Origin of the sequence: Methylobacterium jeotgali (genome assembly GCF_022179345.1) — a bacterium.
GTDB classification, from domain to species: Bacteria; Pseudomonadota; Alphaproteobacteria; order Rhizobiales; family Beijerinckiaceae; genus Methylobacterium; species Methylobacterium jeotgali.
This window is the reverse complement of record NZ_BPQR01000030.1, coordinates 22,352-47,186: the sequence shown is the minus strand read 5'-3', so window position 1 is coordinate 47,186 and position 24,835 is coordinate 22,352. Positions and strand designations below refer to the sequence as shown.

Genomic DNA, 24,835 nt, shown 5'->3' with positions numbered 1-24,835 from the left:
GTCCTGAGAGCGGCGCCCGACCGCCGCGGGGGCTCCTTAGAGCAGGCTTGAGCAGCGGGAAACCTCGCGTTAGCGATCGGGCCGCGAGGGCGCTGCAACGCAGCCTTCACCGCGATCCGCTACGACGGAACGCCGCAGAGGGGCGGGGATGATCGCAGCGCTCAGAAAATCCGCGATCGAGACCGCCATGGCCATCGCCGGCTCCGTGACGATCGCGGCCGGCACGGTCACCCTGCTCGACCTCGGCGACCTGAGGATCACCGTGATCCTCTCGGTGCTCTGCCCGCTGATCCTCGCCCCGCCGATCTGCTTCTGGAACCACCGCCGGGCGGCGAAGACGGAGGAGCTCTACGCCCGGCTGGCGCTGGCCAATGCCGAGTTGACCCGGATGATGCGGCGCCTCGAGGACGCGGCGCACCGGGACGGCATGACCGGCCTCCTCAACCGGTCGGCGTTCTTCGCCGCGCTGGAGCCGCTCTGCGCGGAGACCGGCGGGGCGATGGTGATGATCGACGCCGACCGCTTCAAGGCCATCAACGACACCCACGGCCACGCGGCCGGCGACGCCGCGGTGATGGCGATCGCCCATGTGCTCGCCGCCCTCGCGAGAGAGGGGGCCCTGACGGCGCGGATCGGCGGCGAGGAGTTCGCGGTCTTCCTTCCGGAGGCCGGGGAGGGCGAGGCGGCCGAGCTCGCCGAGCGGGTCCGGGCCGCGATCGCGGCGGCCGGGCGCACCGGCTCCCTGGCCGCGGTGGGGCTGACGGTGAGCCTCGGCGTCGCAGCCGCGCGGGCCGGCGTCGGGGTCGACCGGCTCTACCGCGCCGCCGACGCCGCGCTCTACCGGTCGAAGCAGGCGGGTCGCGACCGCACGAGCCGCTTCGGCGGGGACCTCGCCGCCTGACGGCGGGCGGGTGGCGAAGCCCGGAGAAACGCGCGTCGCCGGGGACCGGCTGTTTCGACGCGTCCGCCGTCGTTGCTTTCGGGTCGCCCGTGGCTATAGTCCGCGCGCTTTTCGGCAGAGCCCCGATGACGCCCCGCGACCGGCGGCGGCGCGGGCCTGAACGCATCTTGAGGAGTCTCCACGCGTGATCACCCCCGCCTTCGCCCAGGGGGCCGGCGCTGCCGGCGGCATGGACGTCGCCCTTCAGCTGGTGCCGTTCGTCCTCATCTTCGTGATCATGTACTTCCTGATCCTCCGCCCGCAGCAGAAGCGGGTCAAGGACCATCAGGCGCTGGTCAAGGGCGTGCGCCGGGACGACACCGTCGTCACCAACGGCGGCCTCGTCGGGCGCGTCACCAAGGTCACCGACGATTCCTCCGAGATCGAGGTCGAGATCGCCCCGAACGTGCGGGTGCGCGTGGTGCGCACGATGATCTCCGAGGTCCGCGTCAAGGGCGGACCGGTCAAGGCCGCCTGAGGCCCGTATCGTAGGCGCCCGGGAGACGTGGAACCCGGGCCGACAGACCTCGTCAGGACCGGCGGATGCTGCGCTTCTCCAAGGCCAAGATCTTCGCGACGCTCGCCGTCATCCTCGTGGGCCTCAGCCTCGCGGTGCCGAGCTTCTTCTCGCCCGAGCAGCGCAAGGGCTTCATGGCGAGCCTGCCGGCCTGGGTGCCGCACTGGATCGTGCCGACCCGCGCCATCGTGCTCGGCCTCGATCTCCAGGGCGGCTCGCAGCTGCTGCTCGAGGTCGACCAGGGGGAGCTCGTCGCCTCCCAGGCGAAGGCGCTGCGCGACGACATCCGCCGCATCCTCCAGCAGGAGCAGGTGCGGGCCGACGGCGGCATCCAGCTCCAGCCCCGCGGCGCGCAGGTGCGCATCAGCGACGCGGCCGCCCGCGCCAAGGTGCTGCCGAAGCTCCAGGAGCTGGCGCAGCCGATCTCGAACCCCCTCGTCGGCCAGTCGGGCGGCCGCACCGTCGACGTCGCCGAGCAGCCGGACGGGCTGATCCGCCTGACGCTGACGGACGCCGGCATCAACGACCGCACCCGCCGGGCCGTCAGCCAGGGCATCGAGGTCATCCGGCGCCGCCTCGACTCGACGGGCACCACCGAGCCCTCGATCCAGCAGCAGGGCGCCGAGCGCATCCTGATCCAGGTGCCAGGCGAGCAGAACCCGGAGCGCCTCGAGAAGCTCCTCGGCTCGACGGCGAAGCTCGAGTTCCGGATGCTCTCCGACTCCGCCTCCGGCGACGTCGACCTGCTACCCTCGCGGGACGAGAAGGGCGCCAAGGTGCCCGTGGAGCGCCGGGTGATGGCCGATGGCGGCGACCTCACGGACGCTCAGCCTGCCTTCGACCAGCAGTCCCACGAGCCGATGGTGAGCTTCAAGTTCAACCTGAAGGGCGCCCAGCGCTTCGGGCAGGCGACCTCGGAGAACGTCGGCCGCCGCATGGCGATCGTACTCGACAACGAGGTGATCTCGGCCCCCGTGATCCGCACCGCCATCACCGGCGGCTCCGGCCAGATCACCGGGAACTTCTCGGTCCAGCAGGCCAACGACCTCTCGGTGCTGCTGCGGGCCGGCGCGCTGCCGGCGAAGTTCACCGTGGTCGAGCGCCGCGTCGTCGGCCCGGGCCTCGGGCGCGACTCGATCGAGGCCGGCAAGATGGCGACGCTGGTGGCCGCCGGCCTCGTCGTCGCCTTCATGTTCGCGACCTACGGCACCTTCGGCTTCATCGCCAACATCGCCCTCATGGTCCATGTCGGCCTCATCCTCGGCCTGATGTCGGTGCTGGAGGCGACGATGACGCTGCCCGGCATCGCCGGCATCGTGCTCACCATCGGCACGGCCGTCGACTCGAACGTGCTGATCTACGAGCGCATGCGCGAGGAGAGCCGCGCCGGCCGCTCGCTGATCTCGGCGCTGCAAGCCGGCTTCGACCGTGCCTTCGCGACGATCATCGACTCGAACTCCACCATGGCGATCGCCGCGCTGATCCTGTTCTTCCTCGGCTCCGGTCCGGTGAAGGGCTTCGCGGTGGTCTTCATCCTCGGCATCCTCACCACCGTGATCACGGCGGTGACTCTGACCCGGATGATGATCGCCCTGTGGTACAGGTACGCCCGGCCGAAGGCCCTGCCGTTCTAGAGCGCTCACGCCGCTCCGAACCTGGCCCGCCCGAGAGACACCGAGACCCGATCATGCGCCTGCTCCGCCTCTGGCCCGACGAGTCGCACTTCGACTTCATGCGATTCCGTCACCTGACCTTCCCGCTCTCGGCGGCGATCTCGGTGGCGACGGTGGTGCTGTTCCTGACGATGGGCCTCAACTTCGGCATCGACTTCAAGGGCGGCACGCTCGTCGAGCTGCAGGCGAAGTCCGGCCAGGCGGACGTGGCCTCCGTGCGCCACACCGCCAACGGCTTCGGCTTCGGCGAGTCCGAGGTTCAGGAGCTCGGCGGCCAGGGCAACATCCTGGTGCGCTTCCCCCTCCAGCCCGGCGAGCAGGGCCAGACGGCGGTGATGAACAAGGCGCATGCCGCCTTCGACGCCGACTACGAGTTCCGCCGCACCGAGACGGTCGGGCCCCGCGTCTCCGGCGAGCTGGTGCAGTCGGGCACGCTCGGCGTCGTGCTCTCGGTGGTGGCGGTGTTCCTCTACCTCTGGTTCCGCTTCGAACGGGAGCTGGCGCTCGGCGCCATCGTCGGCACGCTCCACGACATCGTGCTCACGGTCGGGATCTTCATCATCACCCGCATCGAGTTCAACATGACCTCGATCGCCGCGATCCTGACCATCGTCGGCTACTCGCTCAACGAGACCGTGGTGGTCTTCGACCGCACCCGCGAGCTGATGCGCCGCTACAAGAGCATCCCCGTGGTCGAGCTGCTCAACCTCTCGATCAACTCCACCATGTCGCGCACGGTGATGACCTCGATCTCCACCGCCCTGTCGCTGGCCGCCCTGGTGCTGTTCGGCGGCGAGGCGATCCGGGGCTTCGCGGTGGTGATGCTCTGCGGCGTCGTGATCTGCACCTACTCGGCGATCTTCGTCTCGACGCCGGTGCTGATCTATCTCGGCCTTCAGCTCTCCGGCGCCCGCAGCGCGGCGGGCCGGGCCGGCGTGCCGCAGCCGGCCGAGTAGCTCAAACGCGATCGAGCCCCGCCGCATGGCCGAGCCCACCCACGGCGATCTCCAGGGATTCGTCCCCGGCCGCTACCCGATCGACACCTACGGCGCCGGCGGCTTCCGCTTCGCCGACATGTCGCATCGCGGCTCGATCCTGGCGATGCCCCATGGCATCCAGGCGTGGAGTCCCGAGAGCGCGGCCGAGATCGACCGCGCGTCCCTGCGGGCGGTGCGCGAGGCGGCCGGCGGCGTCGAGCTGCTCCTTCTCGGCACCGGCCTCGACATCGTGCCGCTGCCCGCGGAGCTGCGCGCCTGGCTCAAGGAGGCCGGCATCGGCCTCGACGTGATGCAGACGGGGGCGGCCGCGCGCACCTACAACATCCTCATGGCGGAGAACCGCAAGGTCGCCGCCGCCCTGATCGCCGTCGCGTGAGCGAGGGCGCGGCGTCCCCCGGCAGGGACCTCGGCTTCGCCCTCGCCCATTGCGAGGCTCTGGTGCGCGAGGGCGACCCGGACCGCTACGTCGCGACGCTGTTCGCCCCGGCCGCGTTCCGCCCGCACCTCTTCGCGCTCACCGCCTTCAGCCTGACGATCGCGCGGGTGCGGGAGGCCGCCTCCAACCCGATGGCCGGCGAGATCCGCCTGCAATGGTGGCGCGACGCCCTCCAGGGCGAGGCCCGCGGCGACGTGCGGGCGAACCCCGTCGCGGCGGCGCTGGAGGACGCCATCGTCCGGCGCCGGCTCGGCCGCCGCCCCTTCGTCGACCTGATCGACGCCCGCGTCTTCGACCTCTACGACGACCCGATGCCGAGGCTGAACGACCTCGAGGGCTACTGCGGCGAGACCGCCTCGGCGCTGTTCCGCCTGGGCGCCCTGGTGCTCTGCGACGGCAGCGAGCCGGGCGGTGCGGCCGCCGCCGGGCACGCGGGCGTCGCCTACGGGCTCACCGGGCTCCTCCGGGCGCTGCCCTGGCACGCCCGCTCCGGCCAGGTCTACCTGCCGGCCGACCTGCTCGCCCGCTACGGGGTCACCCGCGAGGACATCGTCACCGGCCGCGGCGGACCGGGCTTGAAGGGCGCCTGCACGGAGCTGAGGACCATCGCCCGCCGGCATCTGGCCGCCTACGAGGCCGCCCGCGACACGATCGCGCCCGCCGCCCGCGCCGCTTTCCTGCCGCTCGCTCTTGTGCCGGCGTATCTCGATGCCATGGACCGTGCCGGATACGACCCGCTGTCGAGCGTCGTCGAGATCCCCCGCTGGCGCCGGGCCTGGCGGCTGTGGCGCGCCTGGCGCCGGCGGGGCCCCTGAGACCTCGCCGCACCGGTGAGACAGAAACCGCGGTTTCCAATGCATTCAGAATGGGATCGCGTTGAGCGCCCCAAGGCCCTCTGTTAGCAGAGCTTGACCGCTCCCCGCCAAGAGGGAGCCGCTCAGGAGGAGCCGCGCCCGTGGAAACCTGGAACCAAGTCTACGATCCATTCGGCAACGTGTGGCTGTCCACGTTCGCCGCCTCGATCCCGGTCATCGCCCTGCTCGGCATGATCGCCAGCGGCAAGGTGAAGGCGCATATCGCCGCCGTCCTCTCGCTGGTCATCGCGCTGCTCGTGGCCATCGTCGGTTTCGGCATGCCCACGGGCCTCGCCACCCGCGCCGCCATCCTCGGCATGGTAACGGGCTTCTTCCCGATCGGCTGGATCATCCTCAACGTCATCTTCCTCTACCGCCTGACGGTGGAGAAGGGCTGGTTCGCCATCCTCCAGCAGTCGGTCGCCGGCATTACGGCGGACCGGCGAATCCAGCTTCTGCTCGTGGCCTTCGCCTTCGGCGCCTTCTTCGAGGGCGCGGGCGGCTTCGGAACCCCCGTGGCGGTGACGGGCGCCATCCTGATCGGCCTCGGCTTCTCGCCGCTCGCGGCCTCGGGCCTCTCGCTGATCGCCAACACCGCGCCGGTGGCCTACGGGGCGCTCGGCGCGCCGATCCAGGGCCTCGCCTCGGTGACGGGGTACGACCCCTACATCCTCGGCGCGATGATCGGCCGGCAGCTGCCGTTCTTCTCAGTGATCGTGCCGTTCTGGCTGATCTGGGTGTTCGCGGGCTTCCGCGGCATGATGAAGATCTGGCCGCCGATCCTGGTCTGCGGCGCCTCCTTCGCGCTGGCCCAGTTCCTGATCTCGAACTACGTCAACCCGTGGATCGTCGACATCGGCGCCTCGCTGGTCTCGATGGGCGCGCTGGTGCTGTTCCTGAAGTTCTGGCAGCCCGCCGAGGTCTGGACCTCGCCCGCGCTGCGTGGCAACGACCCCTCGATCGGCTACCTCGAGCGGAACCGCCCCCAGGCGCTCGGCGCCGGCGTGCCCGGCGACATGCCCCCGGTCCATGTCGGCGGCCGCACCGCCTCCTCCCACGAGATCATGATGGCCTGGGTGCCGTGGATCATCCTCTCGGTGGTGGTCGCGATCTGGGGCACCGGCTGGTTCAAGGGCATCGTGAACCCGATCTTCACCTGGAAGTACGAGGTGCCCGGCCTGCACAACGTCATCATGAAGGTGCCCCCGGTGGAGGCGAAGCCCAAGGCCGAGGCCGCGGTCTTCATGTTCACCTACATGTCCTACACCGGCACCGGCGTGCTGATCGCGGCGATCATCTCGGGCTTCATCATGAAGTTCTCGCCGGCGCGCCTGTTCAAGGCCTACATCGAGACGATCTGGGTGCTGCGCTACTCGCTCATCACCATCGCCGCGATGCTGGCGCTCGGCGTGCTCACCCGCTACGCGGGCGTCGACGCCACCCTCGGCCTCGCCTTCGCCGGAACGGGCATCCTCTACCCGTTCTTCGGGACCCTGCTCGGCTGGCTCGGCGTGGCGCTGACGGGCTCGGACACGGCCTCGAACGTGCTCTTCGGCGGTCTGCAGAAGATCACCTCCGAGCAGCTCGGCCTATCCGGCATCCTGATGGCCTCGGCGAACTCCTCGGGCGGCGTCATGGGCAAGATGATCGACGCCCAGTCGATCGTCGTGGCCTCGACCGCCACCGGCTATTTCGGCCAGGAAGGCAAGATCCTGCGCTTCGTGTTCTGGCACTCGATCGTGCTGGCGAGCCTCGTGGGCGGCCTGGTGATGCTCCAGGCCTACGTCTCGCCCTTCACGAAGATGGTCATCCATCCCTGATCGCGCGCCGGCCGTCCGGCCGGCTCGCCCACCAAGACGCGCCCTCGGACCCCGGTCCGGGGGCGCTTGCGTTTTTGGGACGGCCTCCCGGGATGAAAGGCGCGTCGCCGGCGTGCCTACACGCCCGCGGCCGGCGCCCCACCTGTTCGAGAATGATCTTCCGCCGCGCGCGCCCCGACAGCCTCGCAGACCTGCCGCCGGTCGAGACCCTGCGCCTGACGGTTCGACCCCTCGCGGCTGAGGATGCCGAGGTCCTGCGCCGCCTCACCGACGACCCGGCCATCACCGGCGCCGTCGACTTCCTGCCCGCCCCCTTCACCCTCGAGGACGCGCAGGGACTCATCGCCAGCGGCCGGCGGGGCACCGACGTCTTCCTCGGTGCCCGCGCGCGGAAGGACGGCACCCTGGTCGGCGTCGTCGGAGCGCATCTGCGCGGTCCCGGAACGATCGAGATCGGCTACTGGATCGGCGGGGCCGCGCGGGGGCGCGGCTACGGCACGGAGGCCGTGGCGGGGGTTCTGGTGGCGCTGCGCCAGCGCTTCCCGAAGCGGGGCGTGCTCGCCGAGTGCCGGCCCGAGAACACCGCCTCCTGGGGCCTTCTGACGAAGCTCGGCTTCCACGAGACCGGCGCCGAGGGCCACCGGCCGGGCCGGCGCGTGCTCGCCCTCGAAGGAACGTGAGAGGGCCTACTCCGCGGCCGCCGGCAGCACGCCCTGCGCCGCCATCCAGGCGGCGAGATCCTCCCGCGCCCGGTCGGTGAGGGCCCGCTTCTTCAGCGCCGCCTTCTCAGGGCCGCGCAGGCGCCGGCCGGTCTCGTTGCGTGGCGCCCGCTCCAGGGGCGGGAAGAGGCCGAAGTTGACGTTCATAGGCTGGAAGGAGCGGGGCGTCCCCTCGTCCTCGACGGCGATGTGGCCGCCGGTGATGTGGGCAAGCAGCGCCCCGAGGGCCGTGGTCTGCGGCAGGGGATCGAGCGCCTGCCCCCGTGCCTCGGCGAGCGCGTAGCGGCCGGCCATCAGCCCGACGGCGGCGCTCTCCACGTAGCCCTCGCAGCCGGTGATCTGCCCGGCGAAGCGCAAGGACGGCCGCGCCTTCAGCCGCAGCCCTGCGTCGAGGAGGCGGGGGCTGTCGAGATAGGTGTTGCGGTGGAGGCCCCCGAGCCGCGCGAACTCGGCGTTCTCCAGGCCCGGGATCGTGCGGAAGATGCGGGTCTGCTCGCCGTAGGTCAGCTTCGTCTGGAAGCCGACCATGTTGTAGAGGGTGCCCAGCGCGTTGTCCTGGCGGAGCTGGACGATGGCGCAGGCCTTCACGGTCGGGTCGTGCGGGTTGGTGAGGCCGACGGGCTTCATCGGCCCGTGCCGAAGCGTCTCGGGGCCGCGCTCGGCCATGACCTCGATCGGCAGGCAGCCGTCGAAGTAGGGGGTCGAGGCCTCCCACTCCTTGAAGCGCGTCTTCTCGCCGGCCACGAGAGCCGCGACGAAGGCGTCGTACTGCTCCCGATCGAGGGGGCAGTTGATGTAGTCCGCCCCCGAGCCGCCCGGCCCCGCCTTGTCGTAGCGGGACTGGAACCAAGCCTTGCCCATGTCGATCGAGTCGCGATGCACGATCGGCGCGATGGCATCGAAGAAGGCGAGCGATTCCGCCCCCGTCAGCCCGCGGATCGCCTCGGCCAGCGCCGGGGCGGTGAGGGGGCCGGTGGCGACGATGCACGGCCCCCATTCCTCCGGCGGCAGGCCCTCGACCTCCCCGCGGGCGATCGTCACCAGCGGATGGTCCTCGAGCGCCTTCGTCACGGCCCGGGAGAAGCCGTCGCGGTCGACGGCGAGGGCGCCGCCGGCCGGCACCTGATGCCGGTCGGCGCAGGCGAGGATCAGCGAGCCGAGGCTGCGCATCTCCTGATGCAGCAGGCCCACGGCGTTGCCGTTGGCATCGTCGGAGCGGAAGGAGTTCGAGCAGACGAGCTCGGCCAGCCCGTCCGTCCGGTGGGCGTCGGTGCGCCGCTCGGGGCGCATCTCGTGTAGGATCACGGCATGGCCGCCCCCGGCGAGCTGCCAGGCGGCCTCGGACCCCGCAAGGCCGCCGCCGACGACATGGATGGGTTCGCGCGCGCTCGTCATCGGGCAGGGATAGTCCCCGCCGCCGGCCCGATCAACGCGCCGAGCGGGCCGCATCCGCGAGGCGGGATATGACTCGGCGTGCGAATGCTGGTTAAAAAGCGCGCGAAGCCGAGCGGAAGATCGGTACGGGCGGGGGAGCGCAGGTGGCGTCCGTGAGCGGAGACGACGAGTTCGCACGCCTTCTCGGCGCTGTCGCGAGCGGCGATCAGGCGGCGCTGCGGGCGCTCTACGATGGCGCCGGCCCGAAACTGTTCGGGGTGATCCTGCGTATCCAACGGGACAGGCGCGCGGCCGAGGACGTGCTCCAGGAGGTGTTCCTGGCGGTCTGGCAGAGTGCGGGTGGCTACCGGCCCGAGGGAGGCCGCGCGCTCTCCTGGCTCTGCGCGATCGCACGCAATCGCGCCATCGACTCGGTGCGCCGTCGCGACGCGACGCAGGCGCCCGCCCCGGACGAGGAGGATTGGTTGGAACGGCTGGCGGATCCGAGCGACGGAGAGCGGTCCTTCCTCGATCGCGACGCGCTCTCCGCGTGCCTCGCCCGGCTGGAGCCCCGGCAGCGGGACTGCGTCGTGCTGGCCTATTGCGAGGGCTACTCCCGCGAGGAGCTGGCGCAGCGCTTCGGCAGCCCCGTCAACACCGTGAAGACCTGGCTGCACCGCTCGCTGGCCGCCCTCAAGGATTGTCTCGGAGCGATCGCATGAGCGATCCCGACGATCTCGCCGCCGCCGAGTACGTGCTCGGCACGCTTTCGCCCGAGGAGCGAGCGTCCTTCGTGCGGCGCCTCGCGGCCGATCCCCATGCCCGCGCCGAGGTCCGCGCCTGGGAGGCGCGGCTGACGCCGCTCGCGGAGGCGGTCCCGGCGGCGGACCCGCCGTCCGGCGTCTGGGACAGGATCGCGGCGGCGCTCGCGGCATCCCCCGTCCCAGCCCCTATGCCTGCCCCCATGCCCGCCAACGACAACCGCGTCGCGGCCCTGTCGCGGCAGGTGCGGACCTGGAGGCTCGCCGCCTTCGCTTCGGCGATCGCGGCGGCCTGCTTGGCGATCACCCTCGGGCTCGATCTCGCCCGCCGGCCCGAGACCGGCGGCGCGCGCTACGTCGCCGTCGTGACCCCGGCCGGCGAGGCACCGGCGCTGATCGTCAGCCTCGACACGGCGACCGGCAGCGTTCAGGTGCGCCCCGTGGCGGCGACGGCGCCCGCGGGCCGGGCGCTTCAGCTCTGGTTCGTCGGCGCGGAGGGTGGGCCGAAGCCCATGGGCGTGATCGGGTCGGAGGCCGAGCGGATGAGCCTGCCGGTCGGCACCGCCCGAGGCGGCGAAGGGAGCTTCGCCGTTTCCGTCGAGCCGCCGGGCGGCTCCCCGACGGGCCTGCCGACGGGGCCCGTGATCTACTCCGGCAAGCTGATCCGCGAGTAGCGCGCCTCGCCCGGCTCACGAGAAAGCCCCGGCGCACACGGCGCCGGGGCGATGGACGGTTCCGTTCGGACCGATCAGGGCTGGAGCACGCCGTTGATGACGTGGATGACGCCGTTCGACTGCATCACGTTGGCGATGGTCACGGTCGCGGTGTTGCCCTTGGCGTCGGTCACGTAGACCTTCTTGCCGCGGCTGGTGACGGTGAGGGGCGTGCCCTGCACGGTCTTGATCGTCGCCTGGCCGCCACCCTCCTTCACGGCGGCCATCAGGTCGCGCGCGGTCAGGGTGCCGGGCACGACGTGGTAGGTGAGGATGCTCGTCAGCGTCGCCTTGTTCTGCGGCTGCACGAGCGTCTCGACGGTGCCCGGCGGGAGCTTGGCGAAGGCGGCGTTGGTGGGCGCGAACACCGTGAAGGGGCCGGGGCCGCTCAGCGTCTCGACGAGGCCCGCGGCCTTCACCGCGGCGACGAGCGTGGTGTGATCCTTCGAGTTGACCGCGTTCTCGACGATGGTCTTGCTGGCATACATCGGCGCGCCGCCGACCATCGGGTTCTTGGCCAGCGCGGGAGCTGCGGCGAGCGACAGGCCGAGCGCGGCGATGGCGGCATGGGCGCCGAGGCGGCGGGTGAACGATCCGAGCATGGCATTTCCTCTCAAGCGAGCCCGCGGGACGCGCGCTGCTGGCGGCGGTTACGGGCGCGCCCGGAGGAAAGTTTCGGCTCGTGCGAAGGAAAGGGCGGCCGGAACGCGAAAGGCCGCCCATCTTGCGATGGACGGCCTCGACGGAGCGATTCGGGCCGGGGATGCCGGCCCGAAGCTTGGTTCTCAGTACTTGCGGACCAGCGGGGCCGGCGGCGGAGCGGCGGCGGCCGGGGTGTAGAGCGGGGCCACGACGCGGAACCAGCCCTCGGTCGAGTAGGCCTCGCGGTTGGTGACGACCGGGAGACCGGCGACCAGAACGGTCTGGCGGGCGGTGGTCACGACGTCGCGGGCGATCCAGGCCTGGACCGTGAAGGGCCCGAAGTCGTAGCCGATGAGGCCGCCGAGGGCGAACCGGCCACCGCCGTTGAGAGCGGGGACGCGGGCGTTCGGCAGGTTGGTGGTGCCGTAACCGATGGCGCCGATCTCGAACTTGCCGAACTTCTTCGTCGCGGTCAGGTCGAGGTTGAGGGCGTCGGACGGGAACTGGGCGCCGTAGAAGCCCGGGATGCCATTACGGCCGCTGAAGCGGGCCGGAACGTCGTAGAAGTTGTAGGTCAGGTTCGCGGTCAGGTTCCAGCCGTCGCCGGTGTAGCTGATGGCGACGCCCTGGCGGTAGGTGTTGGAGGCCAGGATCGGCAGGCCGCCGCCGCGGCCAGCATTGGCCTCGTTCAGGTAGACACCGGCCAGGTAGCTGATGCCGACGTTGCTGCCGAGATCCCAGGCGAAGATGCCGCCGACGAAGGTGCCGACGTTGATCGAGGTGTCACGGCCACCGGCAGCGCGGTTGAAGGTGAACACGGTCGGGGGGGCGATGGCGAGCTCGACGCGCGCGCCGAGGATCTGCCACGGGGTCGACCACAGCAGGATCGGAACGTTCACGGCCGTGTCGACCGAGGTCGCGTTCGGGCCGTCCGGGCTGCGGTAGGTGAAGGTGTTGATCGCGTACACACCCTCGGGCAGCGGCGCGCCGACCGCAAGGCCGACCTGCTCGCCGGGGACGGTGGTGGTCTGGGCAAAGGCGGCCGTCGCGGACATGCCGACGGAGAGCGCCACCGCGCCGGCGGTGAGCCAGGTCTTCATCATGTTATCGTTCCTTCCCAAGGATCTCAGCCGTTCGCCCCGTGCGTCCTGCGATGGGTTGCCGAGGTCGTTCTCGACCGCCGTTCCAAACCTTCGCCGAGCGCCCCCTTTACGAACGGGCCTCAAGTCTCAACGTCGAGAACTATTCTACACCTGCCCGTTTAATGACAGCGGGTTGCCTGCATTCACGGCGCTTCCGGAAGCACCGTTGCTGAAAAGCCGCATTCTTGCGGCGGCGCAACACAGCACCCGAGCACGGGCACGAAGCATTGCCCGCCACCGAATTTTCAAGTGTGACAGTCCCTTGGCGCCGCCGGCGGATGGGACGATTGCGCAAGTCGACGGCGACCATCGCGCAGGCGCGCCCGGCTTTCCGAGGCGCCCGCCGCGGTCCCGGCGACCGCATCCGGGCCGGCCGGGCGCTGGAATCGCCCATCGGTGCCTACGAATCAGGCCTCAGACGGCGGCTGCACGATTCTTCCCAGCTGGTCGGATTTTGCCGGGTGGGGATTTCTTGCCGGGCGGGGATTTCTCGCCGCCTGCCGTCCGTGCGGCGGCACCGGTTTCCGCCGGAGCCTCGGCGACGCGGCGCGGCGGCGCCGTCTTCGCCGCCGCCGGTCCGGCGGGGCGCCGCGCCAGAACCTCGCGCAGGAAGCGGCCGGTATGGCTCGCGGCCGAGGCAGCGATCTGCTCGGGCGTGCCCTCGGCGACCACGGTGCCGCCGCCGTCGCCGCCCTCCGGCCCCATGTCGATCACCCAGTCGGCGGTCTTGATGACCTCGAGGTTGTGCTCGATCACCACGACGGTGTTGCCCTGGTCGACGAGCTCGTGGAGCACCTCCATCAGCTTGGCGACGTCGTGGAAGTGCAGGCCGGTGGTCGGCTCGTCGAGGATGTAGAGGGTGCGGCCGGTGGCGCGCTTCGAGAGTTCTTTGGAGAGCTTCACCCGCTGCGCCTCGCCGCCGGACAGCGTCGTCGCCTGCTGGCCGACGCGGACGTACTCGAGCCCGACGCGGGCGAGCGTCTCCATCTTCTCGCGGATCGAGGGCACTGCCTTGAACAGTTCGGCGGCCTCCTCGACGGTCATGTCGAGCACGTCGGCGATGGACTTGCCGCGGTACTTCACCTCCAGGGTCTCGCGGTCGTAGCGGCGCCCCTTGCAGACGTCGCAGGTCACGTAGACGTCCGGCAGGAAGTGCATCTCGATCTTGATGACGCCGTCGCCGGAGCAGGCCTCGCAGCGCCCCCCCTTCACGTTGAAGGAGAAGCGGCCCGGCTGGTAGCCGCGGGCCTTGGCCTCGGGCAGCCCCGCGAACCAGTCGCGGATCGGGGTGAAGGCGCCGGTGTAGGTCGCGGGGTTCGAGCGCGGCGTGCGCCCGATCGGCGACTGGTCGATGTCGATGACCTTGTCGAGGTTCTCCAGCCCGTCGAGGCCCTCGAAGGGGGAGGGGTGCTCAAGCGCGCCGTTCAGCTTCTTGGCGACCGCCTTGTAGAGCGTGTCGATGACGAGCGTGGACTTGCCGCCTCCCGAGACGCCGGTGACGCAGGTGAAGGTGCCGAGCGGGATCTCGACGGTGACGTCCTTCAGGTTATTCCCGCGCGCGCCCGCGAGGCGGAGCGTCCCCCGGCGCGCCTTGCGGCGGGCGGCGGGCATGCGCACGCTCCTCTCGCCGGTGAGGTACTTCGCGGTCATCGAGTCCGGGTGTGCCAGAAGCTCGGCAGGCGTGCCCTGCGCGACGATCTCGCCACCGTGGATGCCCGCGCCGGGGCCGACATCGACCACGTAGTCGGCCTGGAGGATCGCGTCCTCGTCGTGCTCGACGACGATCACCGAGTTGCCGAGGTCGCGCAGGCGCTTCAGCGTGCCGAGCAGACGCTCGTTGTCCCTCTGGTGCAGGCCGATCGAGGGCTCGTCGAGCACGTAGAGCACGCCGGTCAGGCCGGAGCCGATCTGCGAGGCGAGGCGGATGCGCTGGCTCTCGCCGCCCGAGAGCGAGCCGGAGCCGCGGGCGAGCGTCAGGTATTCGAGCCCGACATCGACGAGGAAGGTGAGCCGGTCGCGGATCTCCTTGAGGATGCGCACCGCGATCTCGTTCTGCTTGTCCGTAAGCTTCGGCCCCAGCTCCCCGAACCAGCGATGCGCGTCCCGCACGGAGAGCGCGGTGACGTCGCCGATGTCCTGCATCGCGACCTTCACCGCGAGCGCCTCGGGCTTGAGGCGCTTGCCACCGCAGGCCGCGCAAGGGGTGGCGCTCATGAAGCGGCCGATATCCTCTCGGGAGGATTCGCTCTCGGTCTCCCGGTAGCGACGCTCCAGGTTCGGGATCACCCCCTCGAAGGCCTTGGTGACGCTGTAGCCGCGCAGGCCGTCATTGTAGTCGAAGCGCACCCGGTCCTGGCCGGTGCCGTAGAGGACCACCATCTGCGCGCTCGCCGGCAGCGCCGACCAGGGAACGTTCGTCTTGAAGTCGTAGTGGCGGGCGAGCGCCTCCAGCGTCTGCTCGTAGTAGGGCGAGGTCGACTTCGCCCAGGGCGCGACGGCGCCCCGCTTCAGAGTGAGGGCGGGGTCGGTGATAACGAGATCGGCGTCGACCCGCATCTCGTGGCCGATGCCGCCGCAGGCGGGGCAGGCGCCGAACGGGTTGTTGAACGAGAACAGCCGCGGCTCGATCTCGGGGATCGTGAAGCCGGAGACGGGACAGGCGAAGCGCGACGAGAAGGTAATTTTTTTGGGCGCCTCGCCTTCCGGCGCATCGGCGAACTCGATGTCGGCAATGCCGTCGGCGAGCTCCAGCGCCGTCTCGAAGGATTCGGCGAGGCGCGAGGCCATGTCGGCGCGCACCACGACGCGGTCCACCACCACGTCGATGTCGTGCTTGAGCTTCTTGTCGAGCTTCGGCGCGTCGTCGATGGCGTAGTATTCGCCGTCGATCCGCAGCCGCTGGAAACCCTTCTTCTGGAACTCGGCGATCTCCTTGCGGTACTCGCCCTTGCGGCCGCGCACCACGGGCGCGAGCAGGTAGAGGCGGCTCTTCTCCGGCAGCGCCAGAACCCGGTCGACCATCTGGCTCACCGTCTGGCTCTCGATGGGCAGGCCGGTGGCGGGTGAATAGGGGATGCCGACCCGCGCCCAGAGCAGGCGCATGTAGTCGTAGATCTCGGTGACGGTGCCCACCGTCGAGCGGGGGTTCTTCGAGGTGGTCTTCTGCTCGATGGAGATCGCCGGCGAGAGCCCGTCGATCTGGTCGACGTCGGGCTTCGACATCATCTCGAGGAACTGGCGGGCATAGGCCGAGAGCGACTCGACGTAGCGCCGCTGGCCCTCGGCGTAGATCGTGTCGAAGGCGAGCGAGGACTTGCCGGAGCCCGAGAGGCCGGTGAACACCACGAGCTTGTCGCGGGGAATCGTCAGGTCGACGTTTTTGAGGTTGTGCTCGCGGGCGCCGCGCACGGAGATGACGCGCGCCCCGTCGAACATCCGCTCCAGGCGGCCGATGGCGTCGTCCTCCGCCGACGCATCCCGCGCCCGGCCCGCCGCCGTCTTCGCTCTCGCCATCTTGGCTCCTGCCGTGACCTTGGCTCCCGCCATGCGCGCGCATCCCCGCCGTCCCGCGACCCGTGGCGCGATCCGGACCTCTGCTAGAACAAACATGGTACAGCGGCAACACGTCCGGCGACCGTTCGGCGCACTGCGTGAGACCTCACGCAGGATGTAAGGATGGGCCGCGGAAATCCAATGCGGGCCGGCGGCGCCAGGACGCTCGATCGACGCGCCCGAAAGCGCGCCTGCCTGCACAAAAACTCATCAGAACATGCATAAATAGTATTCTATTGATCGTATATGAATACGTTCAACCCAGAGTAAACCGAACTGTAACTCGCAATCCGCAACACCAGCCCCGGGGGCATGATTGTCGTCCGAGGACTCGATTTGCCGATGTTGTTCCGTTCACTCAAGGGCCGGATCCTGGCCGTCGCTCTGGCGCCCTGCCTGGCCTTCGCAGCGGTCTCGGGGATCGCCGTCGTCGACAAGACATCGCAGCGGACGGAGCTCGTTGGCGTCGAGAAGCTCGCGGGGCTGGCGGCCCGGCTGAGCGCCTTCATCCACGAGGCGCAACGGGAGCGGGGCGCCTCGAGCCTGTTCCTCGGCTCGAAAGGCACGCAGTTTCGCGAGGAGCTCTCCGCCCAGCGCGCCCGCACCGACGCCGTGCTGAAGGGCCTGACCGGCATCGGCGAGGAGGCGAGAGCCTACGGCGACGGCTTCGCCAAGCGCAGCACCGCCTTCGAGGCGGCCCTCGCCGGCATCGCCGCCCAGCGTCAGGCCGTCGACGCCCTCACGGTTACGCCTCCCCAGGTCATCGCCTTCTACACCGGCCTGATCGGGCAGGGGCTCGGAATCATCGGCGAGATGGCGACCATCACCCGCGACGTCGGGATCGCCAACCGCGTCGCCGCCTACTCCTCCCTTCTCGCCCTCAAGGAGGCCGCGGGACAGGAGCGGGCCGTCGGCTCCGCCGCCTTCGCCGCCGGCCGGTTCGAGCTTCCCGGCCTGATGCGCTTCTCGAACCTCGTCGCGGCGCAGGGCATCCACGAGGGCCGGTTCCGGCTGCGGGCGGAGGCCGGCGAGGTCACCGCGCTGGAGGCCGCCGAAGCGGTGCCCGCCGCCCAGGAGATCGCCAAGCTGCGCACGCTCGCCCTCGGCACCCAGCCCGGCGAGGCCCTCGCCTTTCGGGACGGCCCGGCCTGGTTCGGCCTCGCCACCAAGCGGATCGACGCCCTGAAGGGCGTGGAGGACCGGCTCGGCACGGCGCTCGTGGAGCAGGCCGCGACCCTGCGCGGAGCCGCCGACCGCAGCCTGATGCTGTGGTCGGTGCTCGGCCTCGGCATCTTCGGCCTGTCGGGCGCGCTCGCGGTCGGCCTCGGCGGAGCCATCGCCCGGCCGCTCACCCGCATGGCCCAGGCGCTCTCCGCCATCGGCCGGGGCGAGACGGAGGTCGCGATCCCCCAGGGCGGCCCGCAGGAGGTCCGCGCCATCGCCGCCGCAGCGGTCGATTTCCGCGACAGTGTCGTCGAGCGCCGCCGCATCCGAGCGGAGCAGGAGCGGATGGCCGAGGCCAACGCCAGTTCCCAGCGCGCCGCGATGCACGCCGTCGCGGACGCCTTCGAGAGCCGCGTCGGGGGCATCGTCGGCGCCGTCTCGGCGGCGGCGACGGAACTCGAGGCGTCCGCCCGCGAGATGTCCCGCGCCGCCGAGGACGTCGCCAGCCTCAGCGAGAGCGTCGCCGGTGCCTCGCAGGAGGCCGCGCTCTCCGCCGACACCGTCGCCGCGGCGACCGAGGAGCTTTCGGCCTCCGTGCAGGAGATCGGCACCCAGGTGACGAGCTCGGCGGACCTCGCCGCGACCGCCGAGCGCGACGCGCAGGCCATGGCCGGCGAGGTGCAGAGGCTCGCGACCGCCGCCGCCAGCATCGGCGAGATCGTCGGCCTGATCTCGACGATCGCCGGCCAGACCAACCTGCTCGCCCTCAACGCCACCATCGAGGCGGCCCGCGCCGGGGAGGCGGGCCGCGGCTTCGCCGTGGTCGCCTCGGAGGTGAAGGAGCTTGCCGGCCAGACGGCGCGGGCGACGGAGGAGATCTCCGCCAAGGTCGGCGAGATCACCGCCTCCACCGAGGCCTCGGTCGCGGGCATCGGCGGCGTCGTCAGCGTGATCCAGCGTCTTGCCCGGATCGGCGGGGACATCGCCGCGGCCGTGGAGGAGCAGGGGGCCGCGACCGGCGAGATCGCCCGGACCACCGCCCGCACCTCGGAGGGCACCCGCGCCGTGTCGAGCCACATCGCCGGCGTCGCACAGGCGGCGGGAACGACGAGCAGCGGCTCCGAGCAGGTCCTCTCGGCGGCGAGCGAGCTGTCCCAGCAGGCCGGCGCCCTGCGCAACGAGCTCGACCGCTTCCTCGGAACCGTGCGGGCCGCCTGAGCGCGGCCCCTCGGAACGCCGGACCCGCGTCCGGCCTCAGCGCCCGCGCGCGACGCGGGCGCCGCCGCGGGCGGGATCGCGCGGCGGCTCGACGCCCACGATCCGCCCCTGCGCGCCGTAGACCGCCCCGAGCACGCTGGTGAAGTGACGCTTCACCGTGGCGTGGCACTCGCAGGCGGCGTTCTCCGCCTCGCTCGGGTCGACGATGGTGATGCGCCCCCGCCCCACCGAGACGAGGCCGTTCTCCTGAAGGGTGCGCAGGATGCGCGTCAGATAGGTGCGCTGCACGCCGAGCATCGCGGCGAGAAGCTCGTGCGTCACCGGCAGCGCCTCGGAGCCGATCCGGTCCTGGAGCGTCAGCAGCCAGCGGAGGCAGCGCTGCTCGATCGGGTGCAGGGCGTTGCAGGCGACCGACTGGAGCACCTGCGCCAGCAGGCAGTCCGAGTAGCGGGTGAAGAGGTTGCGCAGGGCCGGCGCCTGCTGCAGCACTTCCTGGAGCCGGCTCGCCTCCATACGCAGGACCGGGCCGGGGATCTGGATCACCGCATGGGTCGAGGCCGGGAGGCTGCCGTCGCTGACGACGCCCCCGACCGCCCCTTCTCGCCCGATGGTGGCCGTTTCCGCCGTGCGGCCGTCGCGCATGGCGATGAGCAGGGTTGCCACGGCCTGATCGCAGGGGAAGTGGATCGCCCCGACCTCGCTGCCCGTCTCGAACAGGGTGTCGCCCTTCCGGACCGTCAGAAGGTCGAGATGGGGGGCGAGGAGCGCCCGATCGTCGGCATGGAGAGACTTCAGGAGGAGGTTGCCCTCCATCTGCGAAACGGAAACGGACATCGGCGGGAGTGTTCTGCGTTGGTTCGCGGTCTCCCTAGACTACGGCCGCGACGGCGGTCTGTTCATTATCAGACATCAAAGAAAAGATTCCGCAGGGAAAAAATTCTCGTCCGGGGATTCGGGGCCGTCCGGCGACCGGAATGCACGCCGCGGTTGCGCCCGGCGGCTACTTGCCGGTGCAGAGCCCCTGCCGCGACAGCACGCCGTGGACGCGCGGATCGCAGTCGGTGGCGAGGAACGAGGCCCACTCGGCCTGCGTGCCGTAGAAGGCGTTGCGGTCGACGTCGCCGCGCACGCCAGGCACGCGCCCCGTCGAGGTGAACTGCCAGAGCATCCACTGGCGGTTGGCGAAGCGCTGCTCCGGCTCAGCGGCGGTGGAGCGCAGCCAGTGCGGATAGTCGGGCAGCTCGCCCTCCAGCACGTCCTTGTGGAAGGTGATGTCGGTGTAGATGATCGGCCGCTTGCCGGTGTAGGCCTCCATCTCGGCGAGCATCACCCGCATCATGGCGAGCGCCTCGGCCTTGGGCAGGCGCTTCGGGCATTTCTGCGAGTGGCCGTTCCACTCGACGTCGAGGACCGGCGGCAGGGCGCTCGGGTCGGCGGGCACGTTGCGCTTGAACCACTCCACCTGCTCGCGGGCCGAGCGGCACCAGAACACGAAGTGGTAGGCGCCCCGCGGCACGCCGGCGCGGGCGGCCCCGTCCCAGTTCTCCCGGAAGCGCTCGTCGACGTGGTCGCCGCCCTCGGTCGCCTTGATGAAGGCGAACTGGGTGCCGGCGCCGCGCACGGAGGCCCAGTCGATCGGGCCCTGCCACTTCGAGATGTCGATGCCGTGGATCGGGTGCCGCTTGGCCTTGGCGACGCCGGGATGGGGCTTCACGTCGCCCTTGGTCGGGTAGAAATCGTTGTTGGAGGCGCAGGCGGCGAGGCCGGCGAGCAGAGCCGCCGCCGCGAGCTTGCGGGCGAGGGCGCCGAACGTCCGGGCCGGCGCGTGCCGTGCGTGCGTCTGCGACATCGATGCCAGGCCCGCTCTTCCCGTACGCCACATTACCTGGGCCCATCGATGCCCCCGAGGCGGTTAACAGAGCTTTGACGGCTTTGCGGCGGATTTCCGATCGCTGTTGCAGGCCAGCGACATCGCCCTCGCGCGGCGCGTCATCACCTCCTAACATCCCGCTGAAGGGACACGCCTTTTCGACGGAGAACCCATGGGCAACACACTGTTCACCATCGGCTACGAGGGGCTCGACCAGGAGCGGCTCGTCGCCGCGCTTCAGGCGGCCGGCGTCCTGGTGCTGGCCGACGTCCGCGCGGTCGCGAACTCGCGCAAGCGCGGCTTCTCGAAGGGCGTGCTCGCGGCGGGCCTCGCCGAGGCCGGCCTCGGGTACACGCATCTGCGGACGCTCGGCACGCCGAAGGCCGGGCGCGAGGCGGCCCGCGCCGATGACGCCGCGCTGATGCGCAGGATCTACTGCGAGGAGGTGCTCGATACCGCCGATGGCGACCTCGCCCTCGACGCGCTGGCAGTAACCGCGGCGCAGGCGCCGACCTGCCTGCTCTGCTTCGAGCGCGATCCGGCGCGATGCCACCGGCGCGTCCTCGCCGAGCGGCTGGCGCCGCGGGGCTTCACCACGATCGACCTGTTCGGCTGAACCTCAGGCGGCGTCGCGGCCGGGCTCCGCGGCCGGCGGCGCGAAGGCGTCCGCGAGCCGGGCGAGACGCTGGGCGAGATCGCGCACCTCGTTGAGGGCGATGGCCTTCTGCCCCTCCTTCACCGCGCGGGTGATGTCGGCGACCTGCACCGAGGCGAGGCGCTTCAGCTCGACGGCGAGCTGGTCCTTGCTCATGACCGGGGCCGTTCTGGCGACCTGGGCTCGGGCGGGGGGAATCGGTGTCTCCATGCGCCGATCCTTGGCGGGCGAGGATTACCGGACGGTTTCCGCGCCGGGCTGCCTCGCGGCCGAAACGGACGGGGCCGCGAACCGCCCCGCCTCCGGCACGTTGGCCCCGTGAACAGGAGGCCCCTCCGTGATCCAGTCCCGTCTTCGAATTCCGCCCTACGGTCTCGCCCTCACGCTGGTCCTCGGCATCGCGGGCGCGTCCGCCCAGCCCGCCGCGTCGACGGGCACGGGCGGCGGTCCCGCCTCGACCTCGACCGCGCCAAACACCTCCACGGTCGGACGTACCATGCCGCCGGCCGGCGCGGGCGGCACGGAGCGCGGCACGCCCGAGCGGACCGAGATGCAGAAGAAGGATGATGGCATCCAGAAGGGGATCTGCATCGGCTGCGGCCCGAAGTGACGGGCTGCAGCGCGACGCGTGACCCCCTGTTCGCTCAGAGCCGCCGGGAGATCGCCTCGGGCATGCGCTTGGCCCGCTCGTGCCAGGCCGGGCGGCCGATATTCGCGTCGGGCCGGTCGACGGCCGTGACGGACCGCCACGTGTCCGGACGACCGAAATCCGGAAAATCGTCCTCCGTCGCGTCCATCGGAACGAGAGTTCCGTGGAACGGTCCGGGGCTCGGCGTCGAAACGAGAGTCTGCATGGCTCGGCGCGCTCCCTGCCGCAGCGGGTTCTCGGCGATGAACGCGGACCCGCTCTCAGGGATGACGGCCGAGCCTGACATTCGTTCCCGTCGGCGGCCGGCCTCTTTCGGAACCGGAGAAGACGACTCGGATTGAGCACGGTCGATGCATGGCGGTGCCGAACGCGCCATCCGACGGGGACCCCCATGAAGCTGTTCCAGTGCCAATCCTGCGGCAACGTCCTGTATTTCGAGAACCGCACCTGCGGGCGCTGCGGGCACCGTCTGGCCTACCTGCCGGAGATCGACGCGCTCTCGGCACTGGAGCCTTCGGGCGACGGCTGGACGGCACTCGCCGCCCCCGGCCCCACGCGCTTCCTCTGCGCCAACGCCGCGCACGACGCCTGCAACTGGCTGACGCCGCCCGAGAGCGGCGAGCCCTTCTGCCGGGCCTGCCGCCACAACGGCATCATCCCCGACGTGAGCACGCCGGAGAATCTCGAGCGCTGGCGGCTGATGGAGTTCGCAAAGCACCAGCTCTTCTACGCCCTGCTGCGCTGGAACCTGCCCCTCGCCACCCGCGCCGAGGACCCGGAGCACGGGCTGATCTTCAACTTCCTCTCCGACCCGCCGGAGGCCGACGGACCGAAGGTGATGACCGGCCACGAGAACGGCGTCATCACCATCGCCCTGATCGAGGCGGACGACGCCGAGCGCGAATCGCGCCGGCGCGGCATGGGCGAGCCCTACCGCACCCTCGTCGGCCATTTCCGCCACGAGGTCGGCCATCACTACTGGGACCTCTTGGTGCGCGACGCCGGCCTCCTCGACGCCTGCCGGGCGGTGTTCGGCGACGACAGCCAGGACTACGAGGCCGCCCTCAAGCGCCACTACGAGGAGGGCACGCCGCCCGACTGGCAGCAGCACTCGGTCTCGGCCTACGCGACCACGCATCCCTGGGAGGACTTCGCCGAGACCTGGGCGCACTACCTCCACATCGTCGACACGCTGGAGATGGCGAGCGCCTTCGGCATGGAGGTGAAGCCGCTTCTCGACGCGGAGGGCGGGCTCGCCGCGCGCATCGACTTCGACCCCTACGCCGCCGTGAGCATCGACCAGATCGTCGCCGCCTGGCTGCCCTTCGTCTTCGCGATGAACAGCGTCTCACGGGCGATGGGGCAGGGGGACCTCTACCCCTTCGTGCTCTCGCCCGCCGTCATCGCCAAGCTCGGCTTCATCCACCGCCTCGTCCACGGGCAGGTGAAAGGGTAGGTGGCCGCATCGGAGGGAGAGCGCCTCAGACCTTGAGGCGCTTGTTGCACTCGGCGTAGTAGCCGCCGCCCTTCTGGATCCAGTTCATGCCGCCATTGGCGGAGCCGCCGGCGGCCTTGTTGGCATTGTACTGGTCGAGGCAGGTCTTCTGGCGGCCCTTGCCGGCGCTCTCCTTGGCGTATTTCGGATCGACCGCCTTCGGATAGACGGCGCTGCCGGCGACGGCGGGCGTGGTGGAGGGCGTGGCCGGCGCGGCCGCCTTGGCGGCGGGAGCGGCGGCCGGCTCGGCCGCGGCGGCATCCCCGCACTGGGCCTTGCGGAAGTCGTTCCAGCTCTGGCCCTTGAGGGTGTCGGCCTTCTTGGCAGCCTGATACTTCGCCGAGCAATCCTGCGCGGAGAGGGCGCTCGCCGGCGTGGCGAGGCCGAGCGCGAGGCCGGCGGCGAGACCGGTCGCGAGACAGGACAGGAGCGGGGCGCGGGACATCGAGGCCTCCCTTCGCCGCCGGATCGGCGGACATCCGATCCTAGGCGCGCGGCCGGCGCCTGCGCCAGAGGCCGGCGGCGTCGCCCACAAGCCGCTCGCGGGTTCGTGTCCGCGCCGGCGTGCGAGCGGTCAGGCGGTCTCGATGCGCTCGACGTCGAGGGAGAGATGGACGCGCATCACCACCCGGCCGTCCGCGTCGCGGATGGCGGCGAGGTAGTCCTCGCGCTCGGCAGTGCCCGGAAACCCCTGCGCGATCTTCGCCATAATGCGGATGGCGCGTTCCTGCGCAGCCGCGTGGTCGGGCAGATCGAACCCTTCCGTGTCCTTGACGAAGTTCGAGCCGTCATGAAGATCAATGAAGAACCGCGGCATTTCGGGCCATTTCAGGTGGGACGATATCCCACGCCCTTAGCATTTCGATAACCTTATGAATACGGAATAAGCATCACGGTCACGTGCCGTCGAGGGGGCGCGACGATCGGGCGGCGGACCACGCCCTCAGGGCGCCCGAGGCTCCCGCGCGCCGCACGCGGCATCGCGGGAGCGGATCGCGCGACGGCTCACCAGCCGCCGTATCCGTAGGGGCGATCCCAGTCGCGGTGCCAGCGCACCGGGGCGGGACGGTAGCCGTAGCCGACCGGCACGCGCTCGTAGGAGACCACGCGACGGGTCTCGTAGACGGGCGCCTCGTACTCCTCCACCCGCACCACCGGCGCCGGCCGGTAGATCGGCCGCGGCGGAGGGACGTAGTCGTAGCCGTACCCGTAGGCCGGGGCGGCGCGGGACTCGGAGACCGCGGCGCCGAGGAGCGCGCCGGCCGCCAGACCGCCGATGACGCCGGCGGCGATCGCGCCGCCGTCGCGCGCCTGCGCGGCCGAGTTCGTCACGAGACCGCCGGCGACGAGCGCGGCGGCCGAGAGGAGAGCGATGTTGCGCATGACCGTTTTCCTGTCTCTCACCGGGGCGACAACCGGAGCCGCCGCCTCCTGCGGAATGGCCGCCGGGCGGCCACGGACACACCCTCGCAGAGCGCGGCTTGCGCGAGGCTGAAGGACGCGGACAGGAACCGTTCAGCTTCGCCGCGCGGGGCGTGCGGCGGGCGAAGCCTCTCCTTGGAGCGGCAGCCGCCGGTCCTGGTGGCTCCTCGTCGCCGTCGTTGTAGGCGATCACGACCCGATCTCCGGACACGCTCTGGATG

General features: G+C 70.8%; 25 protein-coding genes. 14 read left to right on the top strand and 11 right to left on the bottom strand.

From position 1 onward, the window contains the following. The first annotated feature begins 148 nt into the window (after positions 1 to 148). From MFF04_RS09140 to MFF04_RS09105, 8 genes are all read left to right on the top strand, one after another. Positions 149 to 901, top strand: a complete 753-nt coding sequence (locus MFF04_RS09140) for a GGDEF domain-containing protein (RefSeq protein WP_238275231.1) — start codon at positions 149 to 151, stop codon at positions 899 to 901. A gap of 184 nt (positions 902 to 1,085) precedes the next feature. Then, the gene (yajC, locus tag MFF04_RS09135; RefSeq protein WP_238275230.1) at positions 1,086 to 1,418 is read left to right on the top strand and encodes a preprotein translocase subunit YajC; all 333 of its coding nucleotides are present in this window, start codon (positions 1,086 to 1,088) and stop codon (positions 1,416 to 1,418) included. 65 nt (positions 1,419 to 1,483) lie between these two features. Continuing rightward, positions 1,484 to 3,091: a protein translocase subunit SecD gene (gene secD, locus MFF04_RS09130; RefSeq protein ID WP_238275229.1), complete on the top strand. Its 1,608-nt coding sequence runs from the start codon at positions 1,484 to 1,486 to the stop codon at positions 3,089 to 3,091. 53 nt (positions 3,092 to 3,144) lie between these two features. Continuing rightward, on the top strand, positions 3,145 to 4,086 hold the full coding sequence (secF, locus tag MFF04_RS09125; protein ID WP_238275228.1) for a protein translocase subunit SecF: 942 nt from the start codon (positions 3,145 to 3,147) through the stop codon (positions 4,084 to 4,086). Between the two features lie 25 nt (positions 4,087 to 4,111). Then, complete coding sequence (locus MFF04_RS09120) at positions 4,112 to 4,504, top strand: Mth938-like domain-containing protein (protein ID WP_238275227.1); 393 nt, start codon at positions 4,112 to 4,114, stop codon at positions 4,502 to 4,504. Further along, positions 4,501 to 5,379: a phytoene/squalene synthase family protein gene (locus tag MFF04_RS09115; RefSeq protein WP_238275226.1), complete on the top strand. Its 879-nt coding sequence runs from the start codon at positions 4,501 to 4,503 to the stop codon at positions 5,377 to 5,379. Before MFF04_RS09120 ends, MFF04_RS09115 begins: the two co-directional genes overlap by 4 nt. Before the next feature lie 140 nt (positions 5,380 to 5,519). After that, entirely contained in the window at positions 5,520 to 7,238 is a 1,719-nt protein-coding gene (locus MFF04_RS09110) for an L-lactate permease (RefSeq protein ID WP_238275225.1), read from the top strand. Between the two features lie 152 nt (positions 7,239 to 7,390). Further along, on the top strand, positions 7,391 to 7,918 hold the full coding sequence (locus MFF04_RS09105; protein WP_238275223.1) for a GNAT family N-acetyltransferase: 528 nt from the start codon (positions 7,391 to 7,393) through the stop codon (positions 7,916 to 7,918). Positions 7,919 to 7,924: 6 nt separating this feature from the next. On the opposite strand, the gene trmFO is transcribed toward MFF04_RS09105, so the two are convergent. After that, positions 7,925 to 9,352 (bottom strand): methylenetetrahydrofolate--tRNA-(uracil(54)-C(5))-methyltransferase (FADH(2)-oxidizing) TrmFO, encoded by a 1,428-nt coding sequence (gene trmFO, locus MFF04_RS09100; protein ID WP_238275221.1) that lies wholly within the window; start codon positions 9,350 to 9,352, stop codon positions 7,925 to 7,927. 152 nt (positions 9,353 to 9,504) lie between these two features. Here trmFO and MFF04_RS09095 point away from each other — a divergent pair, with 152 nt between their 5' ends. Together MFF04_RS09095 and MFF04_RS09090 are read left to right on the top strand one after the other, a co-directional pair. Then, the gene (locus tag MFF04_RS09095; protein WP_238275219.1) at positions 9,505 to 10,053 is read left to right on the top strand and encodes a sigma-70 family RNA polymerase sigma factor; all 549 of its coding nucleotides are present in this window, start codon (positions 9,505 to 9,507) and stop codon (positions 10,051 to 10,053) included. Beyond that, entirely contained in the window at positions 10,050 to 10,766 is a 717-nt protein-coding gene (locus tag MFF04_RS09090) for an anti-sigma factor (RefSeq protein ID WP_238275217.1), read from the top strand. Before MFF04_RS09095 ends, MFF04_RS09090 begins: the two co-directional genes overlap by 4 nt. Before the next feature lie 74 nt (positions 10,767 to 10,840). Here MFF04_RS09090 and MFF04_RS09085 read toward each other — a convergent pair whose 3' ends face one another. From MFF04_RS09085 to uvrA, 3 genes are all read right to left on the bottom strand, one after another. Continuing rightward, a complete protein-coding gene (locus MFF04_RS09085) occupies positions 10,841 to 11,407 on the bottom strand; it encodes a fasciclin domain-containing protein (RefSeq protein ID WP_238275216.1) in 567 nt (188 codons plus the stop codon). A 183-nt stretch (positions 11,408 to 11,590) separates the two neighbouring features. Then, entirely contained in the window at positions 11,591 to 12,550 is a 960-nt protein-coding gene (locus MFF04_RS09080) for a transporter family protein (protein ID WP_238275214.1), read from the bottom strand. A gap of 453 nt (positions 12,551 to 13,003) precedes the next feature. Next, positions 13,004 to 16,135, bottom strand: coding sequence for an excinuclease ABC subunit UvrA (gene uvrA, locus MFF04_RS09075; RefSeq protein ID WP_441338606.1), 3,132 nt, complete (start codon positions 16,133 to 16,135; stop codon positions 13,004 to 13,006). A 348-nt stretch (positions 16,136 to 16,483) separates the two neighbouring features. On the opposite strand from uvrA, the gene MFF04_RS09070 reads away from it, so the two are divergent. After that, positions 16,484 to 18,523 carry a methyl-accepting chemotaxis protein gene (locus MFF04_RS09070; protein ID WP_238275212.1) on the top strand — a complete coding sequence of 680 codons (2,040 nt, stop codon included), beginning with the start codon at positions 16,484 to 16,486 and terminating at the stop codon, positions 18,521 to 18,523. 36 nt (positions 18,524 to 18,559) lie between these two features. On the opposite strand, the gene MFF04_RS09065 is transcribed toward MFF04_RS09070, so the two are convergent. After that, positions 18,560 to 19,357, bottom strand: coding sequence for a Crp/Fnr family transcriptional regulator (locus MFF04_RS09065; RefSeq protein WP_238275210.1), 798 nt, complete (start codon positions 19,355 to 19,357; stop codon positions 18,560 to 18,562). A 166-nt stretch (positions 19,358 to 19,523) separates the two neighbouring features. Beyond that, complete coding sequence (locus MFF04_RS09060) at positions 19,524 to 20,372, bottom strand: glycoside hydrolase family 25 protein (RefSeq protein WP_238275209.1); 849 nt, start codon at positions 20,370 to 20,372, stop codon at positions 19,524 to 19,526. Positions 20,373 to 20,565: 193 nt separating this feature from the next. Here MFF04_RS09060 and MFF04_RS09055 point away from each other — a divergent pair, with 193 nt between their 5' ends. Continuing rightward, positions 20,566 to 21,009, top strand: a complete 444-nt coding sequence (locus MFF04_RS09055; protein ID WP_238275208.1) for a DUF488 domain-containing protein — start codon at positions 20,566 to 20,568, stop codon at positions 21,007 to 21,009. Between the two features lie 3 nt (positions 21,010 to 21,012). Here MFF04_RS09055 and MFF04_RS09050 read toward each other — a convergent pair whose 3' ends face one another. Then, entirely contained in the window at positions 21,013 to 21,204 is a 192-nt protein-coding gene (locus MFF04_RS09050) for a hypothetical protein (RefSeq protein WP_238275207.1), read from the bottom strand. Between the two features lie 181 nt (positions 21,205 to 21,385). On the opposite strand from MFF04_RS09050, the gene MFF04_RS09045 reads away from it, so the two are divergent. Then, complete coding sequence (locus MFF04_RS09045) at positions 21,386 to 21,658, top strand: hypothetical protein (RefSeq protein ID WP_238275206.1); 273 nt, start codon at positions 21,386 to 21,388, stop codon at positions 21,656 to 21,658. 34 nt (positions 21,659 to 21,692) lie between these two features. On the opposite strand, the gene MFF04_RS09040 is transcribed toward MFF04_RS09045, so the two are convergent. Then, positions 21,693 to 21,845, bottom strand: a complete 153-nt coding sequence (locus MFF04_RS09040; protein WP_238275205.1) for a hypothetical protein — start codon at positions 21,843 to 21,845, stop codon at positions 21,693 to 21,695. A 243-nt stretch (positions 21,846 to 22,088) separates the two neighbouring features. Between MFF04_RS09040 and MFF04_RS09035 the strand changes: the two genes are divergently transcribed. Beyond that, entirely contained in the window at positions 22,089 to 23,153 is a 1,065-nt protein-coding gene (locus tag MFF04_RS09035) for a zinc-binding metallopeptidase family protein (protein WP_238275204.1), read from the top strand. A gap of 25 nt (positions 23,154 to 23,178) precedes the next feature. Here MFF04_RS09035 and MFF04_RS09030 read toward each other — a convergent pair whose 3' ends face one another. The 3 genes from MFF04_RS09030 to MFF04_RS09020 all read right to left on the bottom strand — a co-directional run bounded on the left by MFF04_RS09030 (position 23,179) and on the right by MFF04_RS09020 (position 24,575). After that, the gene (locus MFF04_RS09030; RefSeq protein ID WP_238275203.1) at positions 23,179 to 23,637 is read right to left on the bottom strand and encodes a hypothetical protein; all 459 of its coding nucleotides are present in this window, start codon (positions 23,635 to 23,637) and stop codon (positions 23,179 to 23,181) included. Positions 23,638 to 23,766: 129 nt separating this feature from the next. After that, positions 23,767 to 24,009: a DUF6894 family protein gene (locus MFF04_RS09025; protein WP_238275201.1), complete on the bottom strand. Its 243-nt coding sequence runs from the start codon at positions 24,007 to 24,009 to the stop codon at positions 23,767 to 23,769. 188 nt (positions 24,010 to 24,197) lie between these two features. Further along, a complete protein-coding gene (locus MFF04_RS09020) occupies positions 24,198 to 24,575 on the bottom strand; it encodes a hypothetical protein (RefSeq protein WP_238275199.1) in 378 nt (125 codons plus the stop codon). Positions 24,576 to 24,835: the final 260 nt, after the last annotated feature.